Below are 17,490 nucleotides of genomic sequence, written 5' to 3' on the forward strand. Positions count from 1 at the left end.
GACCATAGCCGCCATGTTCCATGTTCCGCAGCCAGAAGATGTGGGAAGAATAACCATTACACAATGGGCCCAAGCATTGCATCAAGATTGGCAGCAAGCAGTTGAATTCATCACTTTTTTTCACATCTGGAAGTACAGGTAAACCTAAACCGGCAACCCATAGTTTCACTTCACATACACAGGAAGTAAAAGCTCTAGCCCGATTATTTCGAAGCAATAAACGTATTGTAAGCTTTGTCCCACGACACCATATTTATGGATTTCTCTTCTCCATTTTACTCCCAAAAGCCTTAGGAGTTGAAGTCAGGTGGGAGGCTCCATTGCCCACGCCAGGACTCATCAAACCTTTGAAAGATGACGACCTCATAATTGCTTTTCCGCTTCTGTGGAGAAAAATTGCCGAAATGAAAGTTCCATTCATAAAGGACATTAACGGGGTGACTTCCACTGGCCCTTGCCCTGCAGAAATTATTGACGAACTAAAAAGCAACGGCCTCAAGCTCATGTATGAAATTTACGGTTCATCGGAAACCGGAGATGTTGGTTTTCGTAATGATCACAAAAACGGTTATACCTTACTTCGCCACTGGGAAAAAACCGACCAAAATTCCCAACTGAAACGAAAAAACGCAACAGGTGAGCATATGGAATACTCCCTTCAAGATATCATTGATTGGCACGACGAAACTACATTTACACCCAAACGTAGGACGGACAATGCAATCCAGATTGCAGGTGTCAACGTTTATCCTTCGCGCGTAATGAAGATTCTTGCTACCCACCCAGATATTGTGGATTGTGCCGTCAGGATCATGCAACCGAATGAAGGAACCAGACTGAAAGCATTCATCGTTCCTGCCACAGGAAGAAAAAAAACATCCCAACTAGAATCTTCCATACGAAAATGGGCTAAAGAACGCCTCTCTCCAAACGAAATGCCAACATCTTGGACATTCGGTCACAAGGTCCCCGTCAATGAATTAGGCAAGCAAGCTGACTGGCGGGCATAAGGCCTACAAAACCTGTCTACTGAATAATTTAAAATTTCCCCCAAAGGGTAAATTTTAAATTTTCTCAACTTGTCCCCTCTTTGGACCACGGGCAGTGAGGAAACTTGAATTTTTTTGAGAGGCTCCCCGTTTTAAGGCCAAGGCGTTATGCGAGTTTCCGGCCTTTTTTGGGGTTCATCCATGCCGGGCAATTGCCCGGCATGGATGGCAAATTCAAACGACGTCAAATTGCCCAGAGACGTGTGAGGACGGCGTATATTATAGTCTTCACGCCACGTCTCAACCTTACCCCGTGCATCAGCCTGAGATAAGAGCCCGTTTATATTCAGGCATTCGTCTCTCAATCGACCATTAAAAGACTCAATATATCCGTTGTCTGTGGATTTCACAGACCTTGAAAACCTAAGATAACGTTGTGTTCATGGGCCCATTTGTCCAAGGCCTTTGACATAAATTCCAGACTGTTGTCACATTTGATTCGGCTTGGAAAGAATCAACTCTTTGCAATCTTGCTCAAGGTACCAGCAACCTCATCCCCGGTGAGAGCTGGGTGCAATTTTTTGGACAGGTTGTTAAGGTGGAGTTCTCCAACGAGAAGGATTTCAAACCATGTTTTAGAGAAGACGTTTTTCAGCAAAGTTCAAAGCCCGAGTTGCGCTTGATGCGCTTTCAGTGCGAATTGACGCTTTCGGAACTGCCCAGCAAGTACAAAATCAATCCCATCTCCCGGCTCGAACACATAATTTTTGATGACCAAAAACTTGAGGATGAGGCTCCCCGCTCTTACCGCTGGAGACTCTACATTTCATAAACCCGCGACCTCTCCCAAACTTCAGCCTAAACACGCTACTCCCCCCGTTACTGTATGTCTGACTCAGACATACAGTAACGTTTTTTGAGGGCATACAGTAACGCTTTTGAGTATTGACATGTAGAGCAAAAATCTTTTAAAATTTTTTGTAGCATCAATACCAATGGAGACATCATGGAAACGACTCAAGCTTTCAGAGAAAAGGACCTGCGAAAGATTCAAGTTCTGACTGGTGGCTCGTCTGCGAAAACCCAAAAGCAACCCACTCAACCTCGACTCTATGAATTTGACGAAGGAGACACACTCTCCTTTGACGAGGGGACACATGGCGTACTGGTTATTGGAGGAGTAGGCAGAGGCAAGACGGCGTCATTTATGTTGCCCATGGCATCTTCACTGATCGAGAACGGACTGCCTGGGCTCATCATCGACATCAAAAACAATTTCACGGATCAAATACGCAAGCTAGCCAAAGCCGCCGGACGTGAAGATGACATCATTGAAATCGGCACGCATCCTTCAGCCACTCCCATAAATATTCTGGCAGGGCTCAGTTTGGATGAAATGCACCAACTGTTTGAATCGCTTATCATCAGCGGCATGAAGAACAGCCGAAACATAGACTGGCTCCATAAAGGTACCCGGATACTCAGCGATGTCGCTATGTTGCTACATTACGTATCACAAAATAATTTACTATTTGTACCCAACTTCGTATTACTCGATAAATGCATTAATGATTATGAATTCGCACGCACTGTTTTTAAAATGTACTTAGACAGTGCATACGATGCCGAAGATTACTGCCAACGCGCTTTTGTCACGAGGGTCCAAACTTCAGCCTTCCATATCTTCACTCCGCAAGACCAAACGACATCGTCCAAGTATGAAGAACAGCTCGCCTTCCAGCTTTACACACCACGACTGGTCCTAGGAGCCATCACTTCAGATGATTCTCTGTGCGCCAACCTGTCGGGCATGGATTGCTCGCTCACTCTGGATTACCGAGAACTTCTGAAAAACAATAAGATCGTCCTGCTCCGCTTTAAACATACGCAGGGACATGCAGCCAAACTGCTGGCACGACTGCTCAAAGAAAAATACTACGCGGACATCTATCGTACTTTGGACCAGGATTACGAACGCCCTAAGCATTGCTTTTTCATGGCCGACGAATACCAAGACGTCATCAACGTCTCACCGGACAACACTTTCGATGACTTCTCTTGGTTTTCTAAGGCACGTGAATTTGGCTGCATCAACGTGGTGGCTTCACAGGCACTCTCAAGCCTGTATGCAAACAGTTCTCAGCGAGATCAAGTCAATGCTCTGGTCGCGAATTGCTCTACCAAGATCGTCCTGCAAAACGATGATCCGGCAGCCGATGCTTATTTCCGGCACTTCTGCGGCTTGGACAAAACACTCGCTCAACTGGGAGCAGCCGAAGCACTTGTCTCTCGCTTCGATTTGAAGAAACGCGAGCAAACAGTCAAAATGTTGCATTGCAGCCAGACCTTCAAACAAATACAGGCGCAATTAGTTCAGCTTAATGAGGTTACTCCTCCCACAAACATCTGCAAATCCCACATCAATTTACTACGAAATATTGATACCGTACTGCAACTTCACAAGCTACCACGGGCAATCAAAATACGACCTGACTATTTAGAACTGACCACAACCTTCAAAGACCTATTCGAGGACTTGGACGAAGTAAAAATCAGGTACAGAGAAGGACTCCATAGTGAAGTCATGGACGCATTGAAAACCCTGCACACAAACTACAGCGGTAAGTTTACTGTCAACGGAATCATTGAAGTCAACTATGGCATCATCTACCTCGACATTAATTCAGATTTCGATGTTGAAGATGAAATAGATGACTTCGTACGCGAACTAGTGGAGAAAGGACATGAAGAACAGAAAAACAGATAACTACTTTCAACGCGAACAGATGTTTAACCGCTATCTGATCAAAGCTGGCCATAATTTATTAACAGAAAAAGCAAACTACAGAGTTCCTGTAGGTTGGATCAATATCGTCGTAGAACTTTTTAAACGAGTCAGGCAATATCACCCAAACCTCAAAATTGAGAGCATGATTATCGTTGAACCCTCACACAGTTACGGCAGTAAATTCTTTTTTGCATACATAGCGCCCGACAAACAACGGTACGATGACCTCTTGCACAAACCTCGCTCCCTGCGCTGGATCGAACTACAGGCCCGCCGACAAGTCTATGCAACATGTTCCAGGTGCGGACGACCACTCAAAGGACCAAGCAAAAAGAACCGTTGTCTGGTATGTGCTCGTAAAGACGGCTTCAAGAGTTTCAACTAGTCAGCCATTGCCGCGCGTAACGTTGATTGCTACATAAGAAAAATGGAAAACGAAAAGGACGATCTCGACCTCATAGCAGACTTGGACTTGGGCCTGGATCTCAAAAAACATATCAGCGATAAGCCTCGCTTGATAGGCTATACCCGCTACGGCCCAACCGAAAAGAATAAAGCCAACTTCGAAGACGACATGGGGTATTTAATATCGGACGTGTCATTCCTAGACCAAGCCGGAAGCAAAACCACAGAGTATCGCCCCCAACTCGAAAAATGCATCAATCAACTCAGACAAGGCGATCGTCTTAATATTCCATCAATAGATCGACTAGCTAGAAACACCAAAGAATTGGTTGAGCTAATAAAACGAATCGCCGACAAAGGGGTCAGCATTGAATTTGAACGCGAAGGCATTAAGCTCGATCCTGTATTGCCAGACTTTGAAGAAAAATTGAATCTGATTGAAGGCATTTACAAAGCAGAGCAAGCTGTTGCTCTTGAGCGACGCAAAGAAGGACTCATCAAGGCAAAAAAGAAAGGCGTTCGTTTAGGCCGCCCCACGAAAGTGTCAGATGAAAAGCGTTCACAAATTCGCAGACGGCTGACTGACGGCGAAAAAGCTCCTTCGCTCGCCAAGGAATATGGAATTTCAGAAAGCCTCGTTTACACAATAGGCCGGGAAGACAAACGTTAGTTCTTCATCTCATGGCACACACCACAACGGCGACCACCTTTAAAATCAATCCCGAAACCAACCGGTAGTCGTACGGTATTTCCCAATCCACAACATGTGAAGGTACATCAGTACAACAAAGACTATCATCCCAACAATGACGTAGTCGGTCATCAGCCACGCACTGATGGAGTAGAGTATTGTCATTGACAGGATAATAATGGTTGAGAAGCTTCCAGCTGTCACTTGCTGCCCATGCACAGCCTGACAATTACCACAGACAGAAGCTCCCTTGGACACGAATTCTCCACAAAAAGGACATGCACCTTCTTCTGTTGTCGCCTGGTAATAAAAGCTATTATCCATTGCATTCTCCGATAGTTATACTAATATTTGCCCGCATTGTGATACTTATAGTCTGTAGACTTATAGAAGTCAAACTTCCATGCGAATATTTGGAGGAATATGCGCATGTCTGGAAATTACACGAAGCAGGAAAGAACATTTTTGAAGAGGCTTGGAAAGGCCATTAAAGAACGACGGACAAAGAAAGGCTTGTCGCAAGAAAGACTCGCAGAATTGACTGGACTACACAGAACTTATGTAGGCTCGGCTGAACGCGGAGAACGCAATATTAGCGCGCTAAACACCAAAGTACTAGCTGACGCTTTAGATTGTCGGGCTAGCGATCTATTTCGAAGTGCCGAATAAAAGGGTACGCAGCAAATTGCCGAATCAGCCCCTGACCAAATGAAGCCGTTTGATCCCCAAATGTATAAAAAGGTCAAAATACCCTTCTCCGGCTACTCCCCCCGTTACTGTATGCCAAGATCGACATACAGTAACGCTTTTTGCCACCCCAAAGTAACGCTTTGATGTATAAAGACCTACTGCCTGCCTAAACGTTTTTGTAGCCCCCCCCCCCTCCTCCATCCTTTCTTAAGACCTCAATCGACCTACATTATGTAGAGTTGAACAAAATAAATAATTGCAAACAGATACACCTTCAGCATGTTCTTGCATGAACAGCCAAGAGTTGGATCTGACACCATTCACTTACATATCATTCCTCATTGACTCATGCCTTACTTGTGACTATTATACTTGTTGTAATTAATTTTTATGGCAATTAAAATAGGCATAATAATGAAAAAGAAACTCCCAATATCTGTCCGTAGCGGATTAAAAAAACTCGGTGACTCCTTAAAGAAAGCCAGACTCCGGAGACGATTAAAAATGGTAACCATCGCTGATCGAGCTGGGATCAGTCGTGAGACTTTGGCCAAGATTCAAAAAGGTGATTCAGGTGTGAGCATAGGAAATTATGCAGCCGTCATTTTCGCTCTTGGCCTGGGTGTTGAGTGGATGGGCTTGGCTGACATCTCGGAAGACAAGGTAGGACAGGCCTTAGATGAAGAGCGCATTCCTCGTCGCGCCAGAGATATTAAGGCATAGGAATTCACCATGGCCAAAAAAATATATGTTTATGTTGATCTCCAAGAAGGGATTCATCCCGTAGGAACATTGTGGGTACATGCCAACAATGCAGGGGAAAGTGCGTCTTTTGAATATGCACCGGAGTGGAGGAACTCTCCGTCTAAATTTTCTCTTGAGCCAGCACTGGAAGTTGGTGAAGGAGCTTTTCACACAGATGCAGGCAAATCCTTGTTCGGCTCTATTGGAGACTCTGCGCCTGACAGGTGGGGGCGAGTGCTCATGAAACGCCGTGAAGCTCATGCCGCAAAAGTGGAGAAGCGTAATCCTCGACTTCTTCATGACTCTGACTACTTGCTAATGGTCAACGACTTCTCCAGACAAGGAGCTTTGCGCTTTGCCGAAACGAAAAACGGCCCTTTCATGGCTGCAGACACAAACGACAGCATTCCCCCAGTCGTTGACCTTAGACGACTTCTAAACGCGTCTGAAAGAATTCAGGCTCGCCAGGAACTGGATCAGGACATCAAAGACCTTGTTGATCCGGGTGCCTCCTTGGGCGGGGCACGACCAAAGGCCTCCGTCATTGATACAAATGGCGACCTGCTTATTGCGAAATTTCCTAGCCGAAATGATGATTGGGATGTTGAGCTATGGGAGTATCTCTCTTTCAAGATGGCAGAGCGTGCGGGCATTCCAACGCCTGCCACTCGATTAGAAAAGATTAACGATAAAAATGTGCTTCTTCTCAAGCGCTTTGGCCGCAGAAAAAAAGGAATTCGAATTCCTTTCCTGTCTGCCATGAGTATGCTGAGCTATTCTGATGGAACCCACGGTAGCTATATTGAATTAGCCGAAATTCTGGCCCGATATGGATCTGAAACGACATTGGACCAAAAGGACTTATGGCGTAGGATGGTGTTCAACATCATGATCTCGAATGTTGATGATCATCTTCGAAACCACGGTTTTCTCTACGACGGTTCCGCAGGATGGCGGCTTTCGCCACTCTACGATCTCGAACCAACGCCGACACACGACAAGCCGAGAGTGTTGCACACTTATATAGACATGTACAATGGTACAGCTTCTTTAGATCTTGCTTACAGTGTGGCAGACGAATTTGACCTCAATTTGAATGAAGCACGCAAAATCGCTAAAGAGGTGGCAGAAGCAACAAGAAATTGGGCCTATGAAGCTGGTCGCCTTGGAGCGGACAAAAATGATATTGAAACCATGAGTTCTGCATTTAACCATGACGACCTAAAGCTGGGGCTCAAGGCCAAGGTTGTTATCGGAAACTCCCGTGCCTGACGCAGAAACAGGGGGGGCATTCACCCCCAAGAATTTGAATTCAATGGGGATGGCCAACGCTTTACAAAACCATATAAGTGACTAATTTTAAAATACAGAATGAAGGATTGGGTAATTTATTGCCAAATCGAATCAGCCTCTATTTTCTTCTGAAGCCAATCCTCCACAATTTGCATAGGCCAACCGAGCCTTCTACCCAAATGGATAGGGCGAGGGATTGCATCAAAGTTACGCCGTTGCCAATGACTACGGATGGCTGCGCTAGTTGTTCCTAGCAATTCCGCAAACTCGTAGATATTCAAAACTTTTTGATTACTCATGATTTCTTCTCCTCTTCGAAATTCATCATGAGTTATCAATAAACTGACAATACAAAATGCGACTATCTACGATTTTCTTTTCACACAGCTGATTTTTTTTGGAAGCAAACGTATGTACCAAAGACAACAAGAACTAATGCTCATAGAGAGATACAAAGGACGTACTCCGGCTGACGTGACAAACTTGATCAGAAAAGACATCTCGCAACTCTTTCCTAAAAGCGTCCTCGCCAAATCATTGATTATCCTTCACAAATGCAACTCGTGGTCAAAATTGGGCAAAAAAATAAAATGGCTTTCTAGCGCTACCGAATACGGAGAACAAGAAGATTTTATTAACGACCTATACTCCGCATTCCTAATTATAAAAGCCAACTGGGATAAAAGATTTGCCCTAAAAAAAAGAACAAACAAATTTCTTGGGCACTTCACTACTTGTCCCCATTGTTGGCGCTTTGTTTTCAAGCGTTACAACAAAATCAAAAAAGCCCCTTATTGCTGCTTCCACGAATCCGGTTGTGCCGAATACCAAAGTCACCGACGGGCCCTTTTACGCCTCGCAAAAATCGGAAAAACATCGAGGCTACAGGAGCTTCGGAGCCTCTACCTAAAACATACTCAAAATGTACTTCACATTTGCCCCCCTAACTACATCAATTTAAAATCTAAAGGAATCCTTGCGCCTGAGGAATACGAGCCTGTCGAGCATGACCTCACAGAGATATGGCCCCATCTTCCTCTTACCAAAGAATTTATTTGCAAAACAGGAGGCGACATTCGCAATATCGAATCCGTAATATCGGCGCTTGATCCTGTCGATAGGATTGACCCTAATGATATGTGGGACAAAAACGATACCGAAGGTGCTGCATTTGTCCGCGAAAAACGACTCCTGCTCCACCAAATCATTATTCGTGACGCTAGTTTATACAAATGGGAATTTAGCCAAGCTGAAGCCTGGCTCAAACTCCAGCAGGAAGTACGTTCATCAAAAGGAGGCCCAAAACCAAACGCAGGAGGGCAACGTATAGGGGCTGGCAGACCGAAAAAACAATGACCATTTTCTTCTACATATTTGACGATGGGCCCCCTTCAACTTACCAATGAACATATGATTCTCTGTTTAAAACCAGATATTTATCCCAAAATCAAGACACACAGAACACAGAATTATTGTATCTACACAACCAACCGTATTCATCACGATGCATCACGATCAATCACAATGGTTGTAGTCGCTGAGCAACAACAGACTCCAACAAATGCTGTATGTCTTCGACCACAAATCGGACCTAGGGGACCTCATTCACTCTGAACTTCCCTGATTCATCACAATTCATCAAAAACAATCAAACCGTTGAATTTAAAGAATAACTTGAAGAAACTTACCAGCCTGTTATTATCCCTCCACCTTCCAGAATGAACAAGCGATACTGGCAGAAGCAGAAGCCTCAGAACTCAATGTGTCCTGGCGTACCATTGAGTATAATTAATGACCTTCTGCCCCCTATGGGCGGAACGCCACCTGACCGCATTACATAGGCAGGATGACCGCCACATCCTGCTGGTTGGTTCTTCATATTGAACCTCGGTTATGAGATGAACAGGAAAGCGAAACCGAACCGCGAACCGAAGAGTCATCCGGCCCAGAAACCGCCCTCTCACCAGGGTCTATATTCCTAACCAGCATTCGAACTGGGCGCTGTTCGGCAACCTTCATCATGGAGGCTGCTATGCAGTATCAAAATAACCAAGCACTCTTACCTAACCTCTTTACAATTCAAGACGCCGCAACCTTTCTGCGCGTCCACCGTTCCACCATTTCTCGCATCATTTCCACTGGCGATTTACCCTGCATCAGAGTAAGATCACGTAAGCTGATCCGAGAGCAGGATTTGCTAGCGTTCATTGACAGCCAAATCGGAATTGAAACGGGCGGAAGCTCGCAGGAGTACTAGCCCATGGCTACAGTAACCATTGCGAAATGCCCCAGAAAAAAGACCAAAGATGTATACCGTGTAGACTTCTACTGCCCGGAAACACAAATGAAAAAATATTACGGCACGTTCAAGAGAAAAAGCGATGCGAAAGCGGCAAAAGCCAAACTTGAAGTTACAATAGATGGCGGAGAATTAATTGAGATGCCAAGGGCCAACAGGTCCTTACGAAACAAGACCGTCAATCACTTCTGTGATCTCAAAAAAAAGAGTGGAAAAGACGCAAACAAGAAGGGAGTCTCAGCCCTGTCACAGCTTCAGGATATATAGGCCGTCTGAAACGAATCCGAAAAACGTTTGGAAGAAAGCTGATCGGGACGATTACCGAAGAACTCCTTCTCGACTTCCGAGCCAAAGAAGCTCATCGCAACTCCCCAGCCTCGGCGAATCGGTATCTGTTCGTTGTTCAACAAGTAATAAAGCTGGCATCGAAAGAAAAGGCGATCACTACTGATCCGTCTGCCTCAATCCCGAAATTAAGCGAAAAACAACATGAACGGAAAGTATTCCTCACCCCTAACGAGGTTGAGATATTACTCGAACAAGCTAGAAAACAAAAAACACGACACTACATGGTGCTGGCGATTCTGCTTGCCGTAGAGCATGGATGTGCTCGCCAAGAGATACTTGACCTCAAATGGTCCCAAATTGACCTGGGCTTTCAAGACACAGGAGTAATCAACTTCTACCGCACCAAAAATAAGAACGACAGGCTTCACTCAATTATGCCGAGAACGAGAGAAGCCTTGCTTGAGCGAAAGGCCCACCTTGAGAAGATGAGAAAACAGCGTGGAATCGAAGTGAAAAACGAGCATGTTGTCGGGAAACTCAATGGCTGTAGGTCCACCAACTTCAACAAGGCTTGGCGGACCATCCGTGACGCATGCGGCTTCAACAAGAAGCTCAACTTCCATGACCACCGCCACACTTATTGTACCAACATCGTGCTGGCGGGCGGGTCAACAAAACACGCAGCATCCATGATCGGCCATAATGATCCGCGTATGACCGAACGTTATACCAACCTCGAGAACCTCCTCCACAACCCGGTACAGGACAAGTTGGCCGCACACTACCAAAACACATAAAAATTCCATTTGGGACATATATGGGACACAGAACCGTTTTTCGGCCCCAAACCAAAGAAAAAAGACTTCGAGCAAATGCTTGAAGTCCTTAACTTTCTTGTGGTGGAGCTGGAGGGAATCGAACCCACGACCTCTTGAATGCCATTCAAGCGCTCTCCCAACTGAGCTACAGCCCCACGCTGTTGGGTGAAGGGGGAAATAGCCAAGGCGGGAAGCAATGTCAACTGAAAATCTCATTGTAGGGGGAGAGAGTTGTCCATTGATTCATGGCTCGTCTTGCAGTAAGAATAACGGACGGTTGGAATTATATGGAGAATAGATGGCACACGTTCTGAAACGGATACTTATCAAACTGCTGTGGGTGGGCGTGGTGTTTCTCGGCATCACGGTTATCAGCTTCTGGGTTATTCATCTGGCCCCCGGCTCGCCCACAGATCTTCAGACCACGTTGAACCCCGACGCCGGAATTGAAGCACGTCTCCAGCTCGAAAAGCTCTACGGTTTAGATAAGCCTCTGCATATTCAATACGCCAGCTGGCTGAAAAGATTGGTACAACTCGACTTTGGTCAATCCATGTCCGGCGACCATCGCCCGGTCTGGGACAAGATCAAGGAACGCCTACCTTTAACCTTTGGTATGAATGTGGCTTCCATGGTGCTGACTCTGCTCATCGCGGTTCCCATAGGGGTAACTGCGGCATGGTGGCGTGGTGGCGTTTTTGATAAACTGTCAACCGTGGTCGTATTCATAGGCTTTGCCATGCCCGGATTCTGGCTGGCCCTGCTGCTCATGCTCTGGCTCGGCATTTCCTGGCCCATCCTTCCCATCTCCGGCCTGACATCCATGGGATTCGACTCCATGTCGCCTATGGGTAAACTGTGGGATGTGACCAAGCACCTCATCCTGCCAATCTTCATCTATACCTCCGGCTCATGGGCAGGCATGTCCCGATTCATGCGTTCCTCCATGCTTGAAGTCCTGCGGCAGGACTACATCATGACTGCGCGCGCCAAGGGGTTGTCCAGTCGTGTCGTTCTGTTCAAACACGCCCTACGAAACGCACTCATGCCGGTTATCACCATCCTCGGCCTGTCGGTTCCAGCTCTGATCGGCGGCTCTGTCATCATTGAATCAATCTTCGCCCTGCCCGGCCTTGGGCAACTTTTCTATCAAGCGGTCATGTCACGAGATTACCCTCTCATCATGGGATCGTTAGTACTAGGTGCCATATTGACACTTATCGGGAATCTGCTGGCTGACATTGGCTACGGCCTTGCTGATCCACGTATCCGCGTGGGACAAGGGGGCAAATAATGAAACGCAAACCACTGAAACGAGTCTCCCCATGGGCACGGCACGCCCTGCTCATTCTGGGCGGTCTCATTGTAGGACTGATGTCTCTGGCCGCAGTCTTTGCTCCACTCCTTGCGCCATTCGATCCCAGTCTCATCAACGTGGATACGTTACTCTTGCCTCCGTCAACAACCCACCTCATGGGCACCGACGCTCTGGGCCGCGATGTCTTTTCACGCATTCTGTTTGGTGGCCGCGTCTCACTCTGGGTCGGTTTTGTTGCCGTGGGTATCGCCACTTCCATCGGGCTGGCCCTCGGCCTGACCGCTGGCTATTTTGGCCGTATTGTGGATGAAATCATCATGCGCGGCGTGGATGTCATGCTCTGCTTCCCTTCCTTTTTCCTCATTCTGGCGGTCATCGCATTTCTGGAACCAAGCCTGACAAATATCATGATTGTCATCGGTCTGACCGGCTGGATGGGGGTGGCTCGACTGGTCCGCGCCGAGACCCTGACAATCCGCGAGCGAGATTACGTACTGGCTGCACGAGCTGCCGGTGCTGGGCCCATCCGCATCATTTCCCGACACATCATGCCCAATGCCATCGGCCCGGTACTCGTTTCCGCCACCCTTGGCGTAGCTGGTGCCATCCTGACTGAATCTTCGCTGTCATTTCTGGGCCTCGGCGTACAGCCGCCAGATGCTTCCTGGGGCAATATGCTCATGGAAGGTAAAGAAGTCTTGGGAATCGCGTGGTGGTTATCTGTCTTTCCCGGCCTCGCCATTCTATTTACGGTGCTTGGGTACAACCTGCTCGGCGAATCCTTACGCGACCTACTCGACCCAAGGCTGAAGCAATGACCGGGTTCATTACCCGCCATCTATTTCTGTCACTTTTGGCCATCCTATTGGTCACTCCGGCTCTCGCAGGCACCAACCTGCCCGACACCATCGTACTCTCGCCAACCATTTTGTATCAAACAAAACGCCAAATTCTACAGCGAGATCCGGCCATTCGTCCGGCATATGAAAATTTCATCAACGAAGCCAAACAGGCCTTGGATGCTTCCATCGAATCCGTCACCTTGAAAAAAAAGGCTGGCCCAAGCAACGATCGCCATGATTACTGGTCGTTGTCGCCTGACTGGTGGCCGAACCCCGCGATCAAAAACGGCTTGCCCTATGTGCAACACCCCGGGGAAGCCAACCCCGAAGCTTCATCTGACATTTATGACCGCTCTCGACTGTCACGCATGGCAAGGCAGGCAACAACACTGGCTCTTGCATGGTATTTCACAGGCGACGAGCTATACGCCAGCAAAAGCACCGCGTTGATCATGGCGTGGTGTAGCGATTCCTCAACCCGAGTCAATCCGAACATGCTCTATGCCCACTCACGGCTAGGTGTCGCAGAAGGTCATCATACCGGCATCATTGAGACACGCGACCTCATCCGCGTGGTGGATGCGGCCCTCATACTTGAACCTTCCCACGCATGGTCCAAATCGACCAGTCGAAAAATCAAAAAGTGGTTCTCCGCATACGTTCAATGGCTGATGCACAGTGAATTCGGTCGCCGCGAAGCAGAATCCCGCGACGAGCACGGCACATGGTTTGACGCACAGGTTGCCGTATATGCCCTGTACGCAGAAGATATAGACCTAGCCCGAACCATCATACGTACGGCCGAACGACGGCGTATAGTACGCCAAATAATGCCTGACGGGTCCATGCCCTACGCGCTGAAACAGCCCCGATCACGCAACGCCACCTTTTCTACGCTTGAAGCATACGCAATTCTCTCCAGTGTGGGCGAACGCCTGGGGCTTGATCTCTGGAATTGGGCAGACCCCGTAGGGCCATCCATCCGGCAAGCCCTCGACTTTGCGGCCCCATATCTCAATCCCAAAAAAAAATGGCCGCATGGGACAACAGGGGTGTTCAATCCGTACCGCTACGTTCCTCTTTTCCGCAGGGCCGCACTGGTGTATAAGGACAATCGTTACCTTGATTATTTAAACGAGTTACCCAAGGCCCATGGCGCACGGGACAACTCGATACTTTTTTACTAGGCTGGAGCTTCATGCTTGAACTGTTACGGATCAAGAACCTTGCCCTCATAGAAGACGTTGAGCTGGAATTCTCTCCGGGGCTAAACACGCTCACAGGTGAAACTGGTGCGGGCAAATCCTTTATCATGCGAGCCGTGGATTTCCTCATGGGCGAACGCATGGACAAGAAACTGGTCCGCCCCGGCAGCAATAAGGCATCGGTGGAAGCATTATTTGTGCTGCCTGAAGGCGAAACAGTCATTCGCCGTGAACTTTCCGCCGAGACAGGCCGCAGTCGTGTCTACATCAACGACACGCTGTCATCTCAGCCGACAATTCGCGACATGCGCACGCGACTGATCATCCACACCAGCCAACATGGACAGCAAAAGCTGCTTTCTCCGGCCTTTCAGTCGGAAATCCTCGACTCCTTCATTCCTGACCAATCCATTCTGATTCAACGCAACGACAAACTCGCAGTGCTCAAGGATGTGCTGGAACGCAAACGTCATCTCAACGAAAAGTACGACGACATAGAAAAACAGCGCGATTTCTTTGAGTATCAAAAAAAGGAAATTGACGCTGTTGATCCGCAGCCGGATGAAGAAAACGAGCTTGAGGAACGCAAAAAAATTCTCAAGGACCGGGAACGTGCCGGAGAATGTCTACAAAATGCACTGGACATTCTGCACGGCGAAATCAGCATGCTCGACAACATGACATTGCTCACCCGCGAAATGGAAATTGTCGCTCGACTCTTTCCCGGATTCGACGAGGACCGCGAAGCCATAGAGGAATTACGCATTCGGTTGCATGATCTCGACTCACGACTCAGACGTGGACCGGGAAACCTGGAAGATGACGACCCCATGTCTCTTGACGATATCGAATCACGTCTTTTCGAATTGGCCAAGCTCAAACGAAAGCTTCGACGCAATCTGGATGACATCGTCACCATGAAAGTGGAAATAGATGAAAACCTTTCCTTCCTCGACGCCTGTGCTCTGGACATGAAGAACCTGTCCCGCGAAGAGTCCGCAGCCGCGTCAAATCTTCAGATAACACTCGGCGAAGTCAACAAGGCCCGGAAAAAAGCGGCAAAGGAACTTTCTATCCGCATCGTGGATGAATTGTTCGATCTCGGCTTTTCCGAACACATCAAAGTACATTTCGAATTTGAAGCACGCGAGTTGTATCCCGGTTGTGACGACATGCGTGGGCGCCTCATGTGGGTGCCCAACCCCGGCCAGCCAGCCCAGCCGCTCGACAAAATAGCCTCGGGCGGAGAGCTGTCACGATTCCTGCTCGCATTGGTCACCATGCGCGGTGACAACGCCAAGGAACACGATGCCCTGCCATCACTTATTTTTGATGAAGTAGACGCCGGAATTGGAGGCTTGACACTCAACTCGGTTGGCGGCAAACTCCGCGCCCTTGCAGACCGCCAGCAAATGTTGCTCATTACCCATTGGCCACAACTGGCAGGCAAGGCCGACCGTCATTTCTTCATCAAGAAAGAAGTTGTGGACGGGGAGACCTACACCCGCTGTAACCGGCTGGAAACCGATGCCATCATGGATGAATTATCCCGCATGGCAGGCGGCGGAGAACAAGGTCGAGCATTGGCTGAAAAACTCGTTAAGTAGAGATGTGACCGGTAAGCCTACCGGCGGTCTCTCCGAGGGCTCAAGAACCTTCTAAAAAAGGGGCTTGAGAATCTCCCAAACTTTTTGTGTGCGCTTCGCGCAGGGATGACCATCGTGACCAACCTCTTCATCTCCCTTTATATCAAATTATTTTTCCTGCTGACGCCATTTTTCGTTTTGTCAGTATTCCTGTCATTCATCGAAGACATGGACGTAATTGAACAACGAAAACTGGCAATTCGGGTAACCATTTCCGTCTTGGTTATTGTGCTGACACTCTACTTTGCCGGGAACCCTATCTTTTCGACGTTAGGCATTACGTTGGATGGATTCCGCGTTGGCGCAGGAAGCCTGCTGTTCCTGTCTGCCGTATCATTAGTATCCGGCAAACGCACCCGACCGGAACCAGAAGACGATACGGATGTGGCGGTGGTTCCATTGGCTATCCCCATCACTGTGGGCCCAGCCACCATCGGTACGTTGCTCATTCTTGGTGCAGAACTTGGTGGTGCGACAGAACGACTCATTGGCGCAGCGTCTCTGATTGCAGCCTGCCTGACCGTAGGATTGATGCTTTTTGTCGCTCCAGCTCTGAAACGGGTCATCGGCTCCATGGGGCTCGCAGTTCTGACCAAAATAACCGGCCTGATCCTGTCAGCCATGGCCGCTCAAATCGTGTTTACAGGCGTGGCCAACTTCCTGTCATAATCAATATCCATCCAAAAGACTCCACACGTCATACGATACAAAATTTCATCAAAGGGCTCTGTACGAGGTAACATTTTTCCGGTATTTTACCTTATATGAAATTTTTCGTATCATTATTGCTCACCATATTCATAGCTTGTCCTGCATTTGCTGGACAAGCACTGGTCTTGGCGATGGGAGAGGATGATACAACTGCTGCCACGGGCATATTGGCCATCCTCAAAACCGCCTATTCCAGAATTGGCATAGAAGTAAAAGGCAAGGTTCTTCCAGCAAACCGTGCCTTGGTCGACTCGAATACAGGCTACATCGACGGAGAACTCTGCCGAATCGCCGACATTGAATCAGAGCACCCAAATCTCATTCGTATTCCCGTAACAATCATGACTGTTGATATCATGGCCTACACCATTAAAAACAGCTTCCCCATCAAAGGCTGGAAAAGCCTCGAAGAACGACGAATCGGCATCAAGGCAGGCCTCAGATACGCGGAAATACGGACGCAGGGGATGCCAAACGTTCTCCGTACAACAAACCATGACACACTGTTCAAACTTCTCGCCGCAAACCGTCTTGATGTCGTTATTGCCACGCGAAGCATCCACCCTGCCCAAAGTGAAAAAGCATACGTCAAAAAATTCTATGCCCATGAGCCTCCACTTGCAAAATTGGAACTCTACCACTATCTCCATATAAAACATGCAGAATTGGTCCCGCTCATTACAGAGGTCCTTTCCCGCATGCACGAAAGCGGAGAAATGGACAAAATAAGAAACAGTGCCATGCAGACAAAAGAATAGAGCCC

Annotated in this window: 19 protein-coding genes, 1 tRNA gene and 1 pseudogene; 17 read left to right on the plus strand and 4 right to left on the minus strand. The window is 47.8% G+C overall.

The annotated features are described in order from the left end of the window. The first annotated feature begins 101 nt into the window (after window positions 1–101). Window positions 102–1,010, plus strand: a complete 909-nt coding sequence (locus tag SYK_RS08290; protein WP_281763119.1) for an AMP-binding protein — start codon at window positions 102–104, stop codon at window positions 1,008–1,010. Window positions 1,011–1,141: 131 nt separating this feature from the next. On the opposite strand, the pseudogene SYK_RS08295 reads toward SYK_RS08290, so the two are convergent. Continuing rightward, window positions 1,142–1,497: pseudogene (locus SYK_RS08295) on the minus strand (integrase core domain-containing protein); the annotation flags it as partial. 498 nt (window positions 1,498–1,995) lie between these two features. On the opposite strand from SYK_RS08295, the gene SYK_RS08300 reads away from it, so the two are divergent. Genes SYK_RS08300 through SYK_RS08310 form a run of 3 tightly spaced genes read left to right on the plus strand, consistent with a single transcriptional unit; the run spans window position 1,996 to window position 4,852 of the window. Continuing rightward, window positions 1,996–3,756 (plus strand): type IV secretory system conjugative DNA transfer family protein, encoded by a 1,761-nt coding sequence (locus SYK_RS08300; protein ID WP_281763120.1) that lies wholly within the window; start codon window positions 1,996–1,998, stop codon window positions 3,754–3,756. Further along, on the plus strand, window positions 3,734–4,162 hold the full coding sequence (locus SYK_RS08305) for a hypothetical protein (protein WP_281763121.1): 429 nt from the start codon (window positions 3,734–3,736) through the stop codon (window positions 4,160–4,162). Before SYK_RS08300 ends, SYK_RS08305 begins: the two co-directional genes overlap by 23 nt. 42 nt (window positions 4,163–4,204) lie before the next feature. Continuing rightward, window positions 4,205–4,852 (plus strand): recombinase family protein, encoded by a 648-nt coding sequence (locus tag SYK_RS08310; protein WP_281763122.1) that lies wholly within the window; start codon window positions 4,205–4,207, stop codon window positions 4,850–4,852. A gap of 45 nt (window positions 4,853–4,897) precedes the next feature. Here SYK_RS08310 and SYK_RS08315 read toward each other — a convergent pair whose 3' ends face one another. Then, a complete protein-coding gene (locus tag SYK_RS08315; protein ID WP_281763123.1) occupies window positions 4,898–5,197 on the minus strand; it encodes a zinc ribbon domain-containing protein in 300 nt (99 codons plus the stop codon). 105 nt (window positions 5,198–5,302) lie between these two features. On the opposite strand from SYK_RS08315, the gene SYK_RS08320 reads away from it, so the two are divergent. The 3 genes from SYK_RS08320 to SYK_RS08330 all read left to right on the plus strand — a co-directional run bounded on the left by SYK_RS08320 (window position 5,303) and on the right by SYK_RS08330 (window position 7,579). Then, window positions 5,303–5,542, plus strand: coding sequence for a helix-turn-helix domain-containing protein (locus SYK_RS08320; RefSeq protein ID WP_281763124.1), 240 nt, complete (start codon window positions 5,303–5,305; stop codon window positions 5,540–5,542). 435 nt (window positions 5,543–5,977) lie between these two features. Next, complete coding sequence (locus SYK_RS08325) at window positions 5,978–6,286, plus strand: helix-turn-helix domain-containing protein (protein ID WP_281763125.1); 309 nt, start codon at window positions 5,978–5,980, stop codon at window positions 6,284–6,286. A 9-nt stretch (window positions 6,287–6,295) separates the two neighbouring features. Further along, complete coding sequence (locus SYK_RS08330; RefSeq protein WP_281763126.1) at window positions 6,296–7,579, plus strand: type II toxin-antitoxin system HipA family toxin; 1,284 nt, start codon at window positions 6,296–6,298, stop codon at window positions 7,577–7,579. A 116-nt stretch (window positions 7,580–7,695) separates the two neighbouring features. Here SYK_RS08330 and SYK_RS08335 read toward each other — a convergent pair whose 3' ends face one another. Further along, a complete protein-coding gene (locus SYK_RS08335; RefSeq protein WP_281763127.1) occupies window positions 7,696–7,899 on the minus strand; it encodes a helix-turn-helix transcriptional regulator in 204 nt (67 codons plus the stop codon). A 112-nt stretch (window positions 7,900–8,011) separates the two neighbouring features. Between SYK_RS08335 and SYK_RS08340 the strand changes: the two genes are divergently transcribed. From SYK_RS08340 to SYK_RS08350, 4 genes are all read left to right on the plus strand, one after another. Then, entirely contained in the window at window positions 8,012–8,956 is a 945-nt protein-coding gene (locus SYK_RS08340; RefSeq protein ID WP_281763128.1) for a hypothetical protein, read from the plus strand. 676 nt (window positions 8,957–9,632) lie between these two features. After that, on the plus strand, window positions 9,633–9,857 hold the full coding sequence (locus tag SYK_RS17715; protein WP_353618293.1) for a helix-turn-helix domain-containing protein: 225 nt from the start codon (window positions 9,633–9,635) through the stop codon (window positions 9,855–9,857). Window positions 9,858–9,860: 3 nt separating this feature from the next. Next, complete coding sequence (locus SYK_RS08345; protein WP_281763129.1) at window positions 9,861–10,166, plus strand: hypothetical protein; 306 nt, start codon at window positions 9,861–9,863, stop codon at window positions 10,164–10,166. Further along, entirely contained in the window at window positions 10,163–10,984 is an 822-nt protein-coding gene (locus SYK_RS08350; protein WP_431194130.1) for a tyrosine-type recombinase/integrase, read from the plus strand. Before SYK_RS08345 ends, SYK_RS08350 begins: the two co-directional genes overlap by 4 nt. Before the next feature lie 100 nt (window positions 10,985–11,084). On the opposite strand, the gene SYK_RS08355 is transcribed toward SYK_RS08350, so the two are convergent. Continuing rightward, window positions 11,085–11,160 (minus strand) — tRNA-Ala (locus SYK_RS08355). A 143-nt stretch (window positions 11,161–11,303) separates the two neighbouring features. Between SYK_RS08355 and SYK_RS08360 the strand changes: the two genes are divergently transcribed. The 6 genes from SYK_RS08360 (at window position 11,304) to SYK_RS08385 (ending at window position 17,485) form a co-directional block, all read left to right on the plus strand. Then, window positions 11,304–12,299: an ABC transporter permease gene (locus SYK_RS08360; protein WP_281763130.1), complete on the plus strand. Its 996-nt coding sequence runs from the start codon at window positions 11,304–11,306 to the stop codon at window positions 12,297–12,299. Beyond that, the gene (locus SYK_RS08365; RefSeq protein ID WP_281763131.1) at window positions 12,299–13,141 is read left to right on the plus strand and encodes an ABC transporter permease; all 843 of its coding nucleotides are present in this window, start codon (window positions 12,299–12,301) and stop codon (window positions 13,139–13,141) included. The genes SYK_RS08360 and SYK_RS08365 overlap by 1 nt, the downstream gene beginning before the upstream one ends. Next, on the plus strand, window positions 13,138–14,352 hold the full coding sequence (locus SYK_RS08370; RefSeq protein ID WP_281763132.1) for an alginate lyase family protein: 1,215 nt from the start codon (window positions 13,138–13,140) through the stop codon (window positions 14,350–14,352). The genes SYK_RS08365 and SYK_RS08370 overlap by 4 nt, the downstream gene beginning before the upstream one ends. 11 nt (window positions 14,353–14,363) lie before the next feature. Beyond that, the gene (locus SYK_RS08375) at window positions 14,364–15,977 is read left to right on the plus strand and encodes a DNA repair protein RecN (protein WP_281763133.1); all 1,614 of its coding nucleotides are present in this window, start codon (window positions 14,364–14,366) and stop codon (window positions 15,975–15,977) included. A 114-nt stretch (window positions 15,978–16,091) separates the two neighbouring features. After that, complete coding sequence (locus SYK_RS08380) at window positions 16,092–16,685, plus strand: MarC family protein (protein ID WP_281763134.1); 594 nt, start codon at window positions 16,092–16,094, stop codon at window positions 16,683–16,685. Between the two features lie 95 nt (window positions 16,686–16,780). Further along, window positions 16,781–17,485: a substrate-binding periplasmic protein gene (locus SYK_RS08385; RefSeq protein ID WP_281763135.1), complete on the plus strand. Its 705-nt coding sequence runs from the start codon at window positions 16,781–16,783 to the stop codon at window positions 17,483–17,485. Window positions 17,486–17,490: the final 5 nt, after the last annotated feature.

This window comes from Pseudodesulfovibrio nedwellii (assembly GCF_027923765.1).
GTDB classification, from domain to species: Bacteria; Desulfobacterota; Desulfovibrionia; order Desulfovibrionales; family Desulfovibrionaceae; genus Pseudodesulfovibrio; species Pseudodesulfovibrio nedwellii.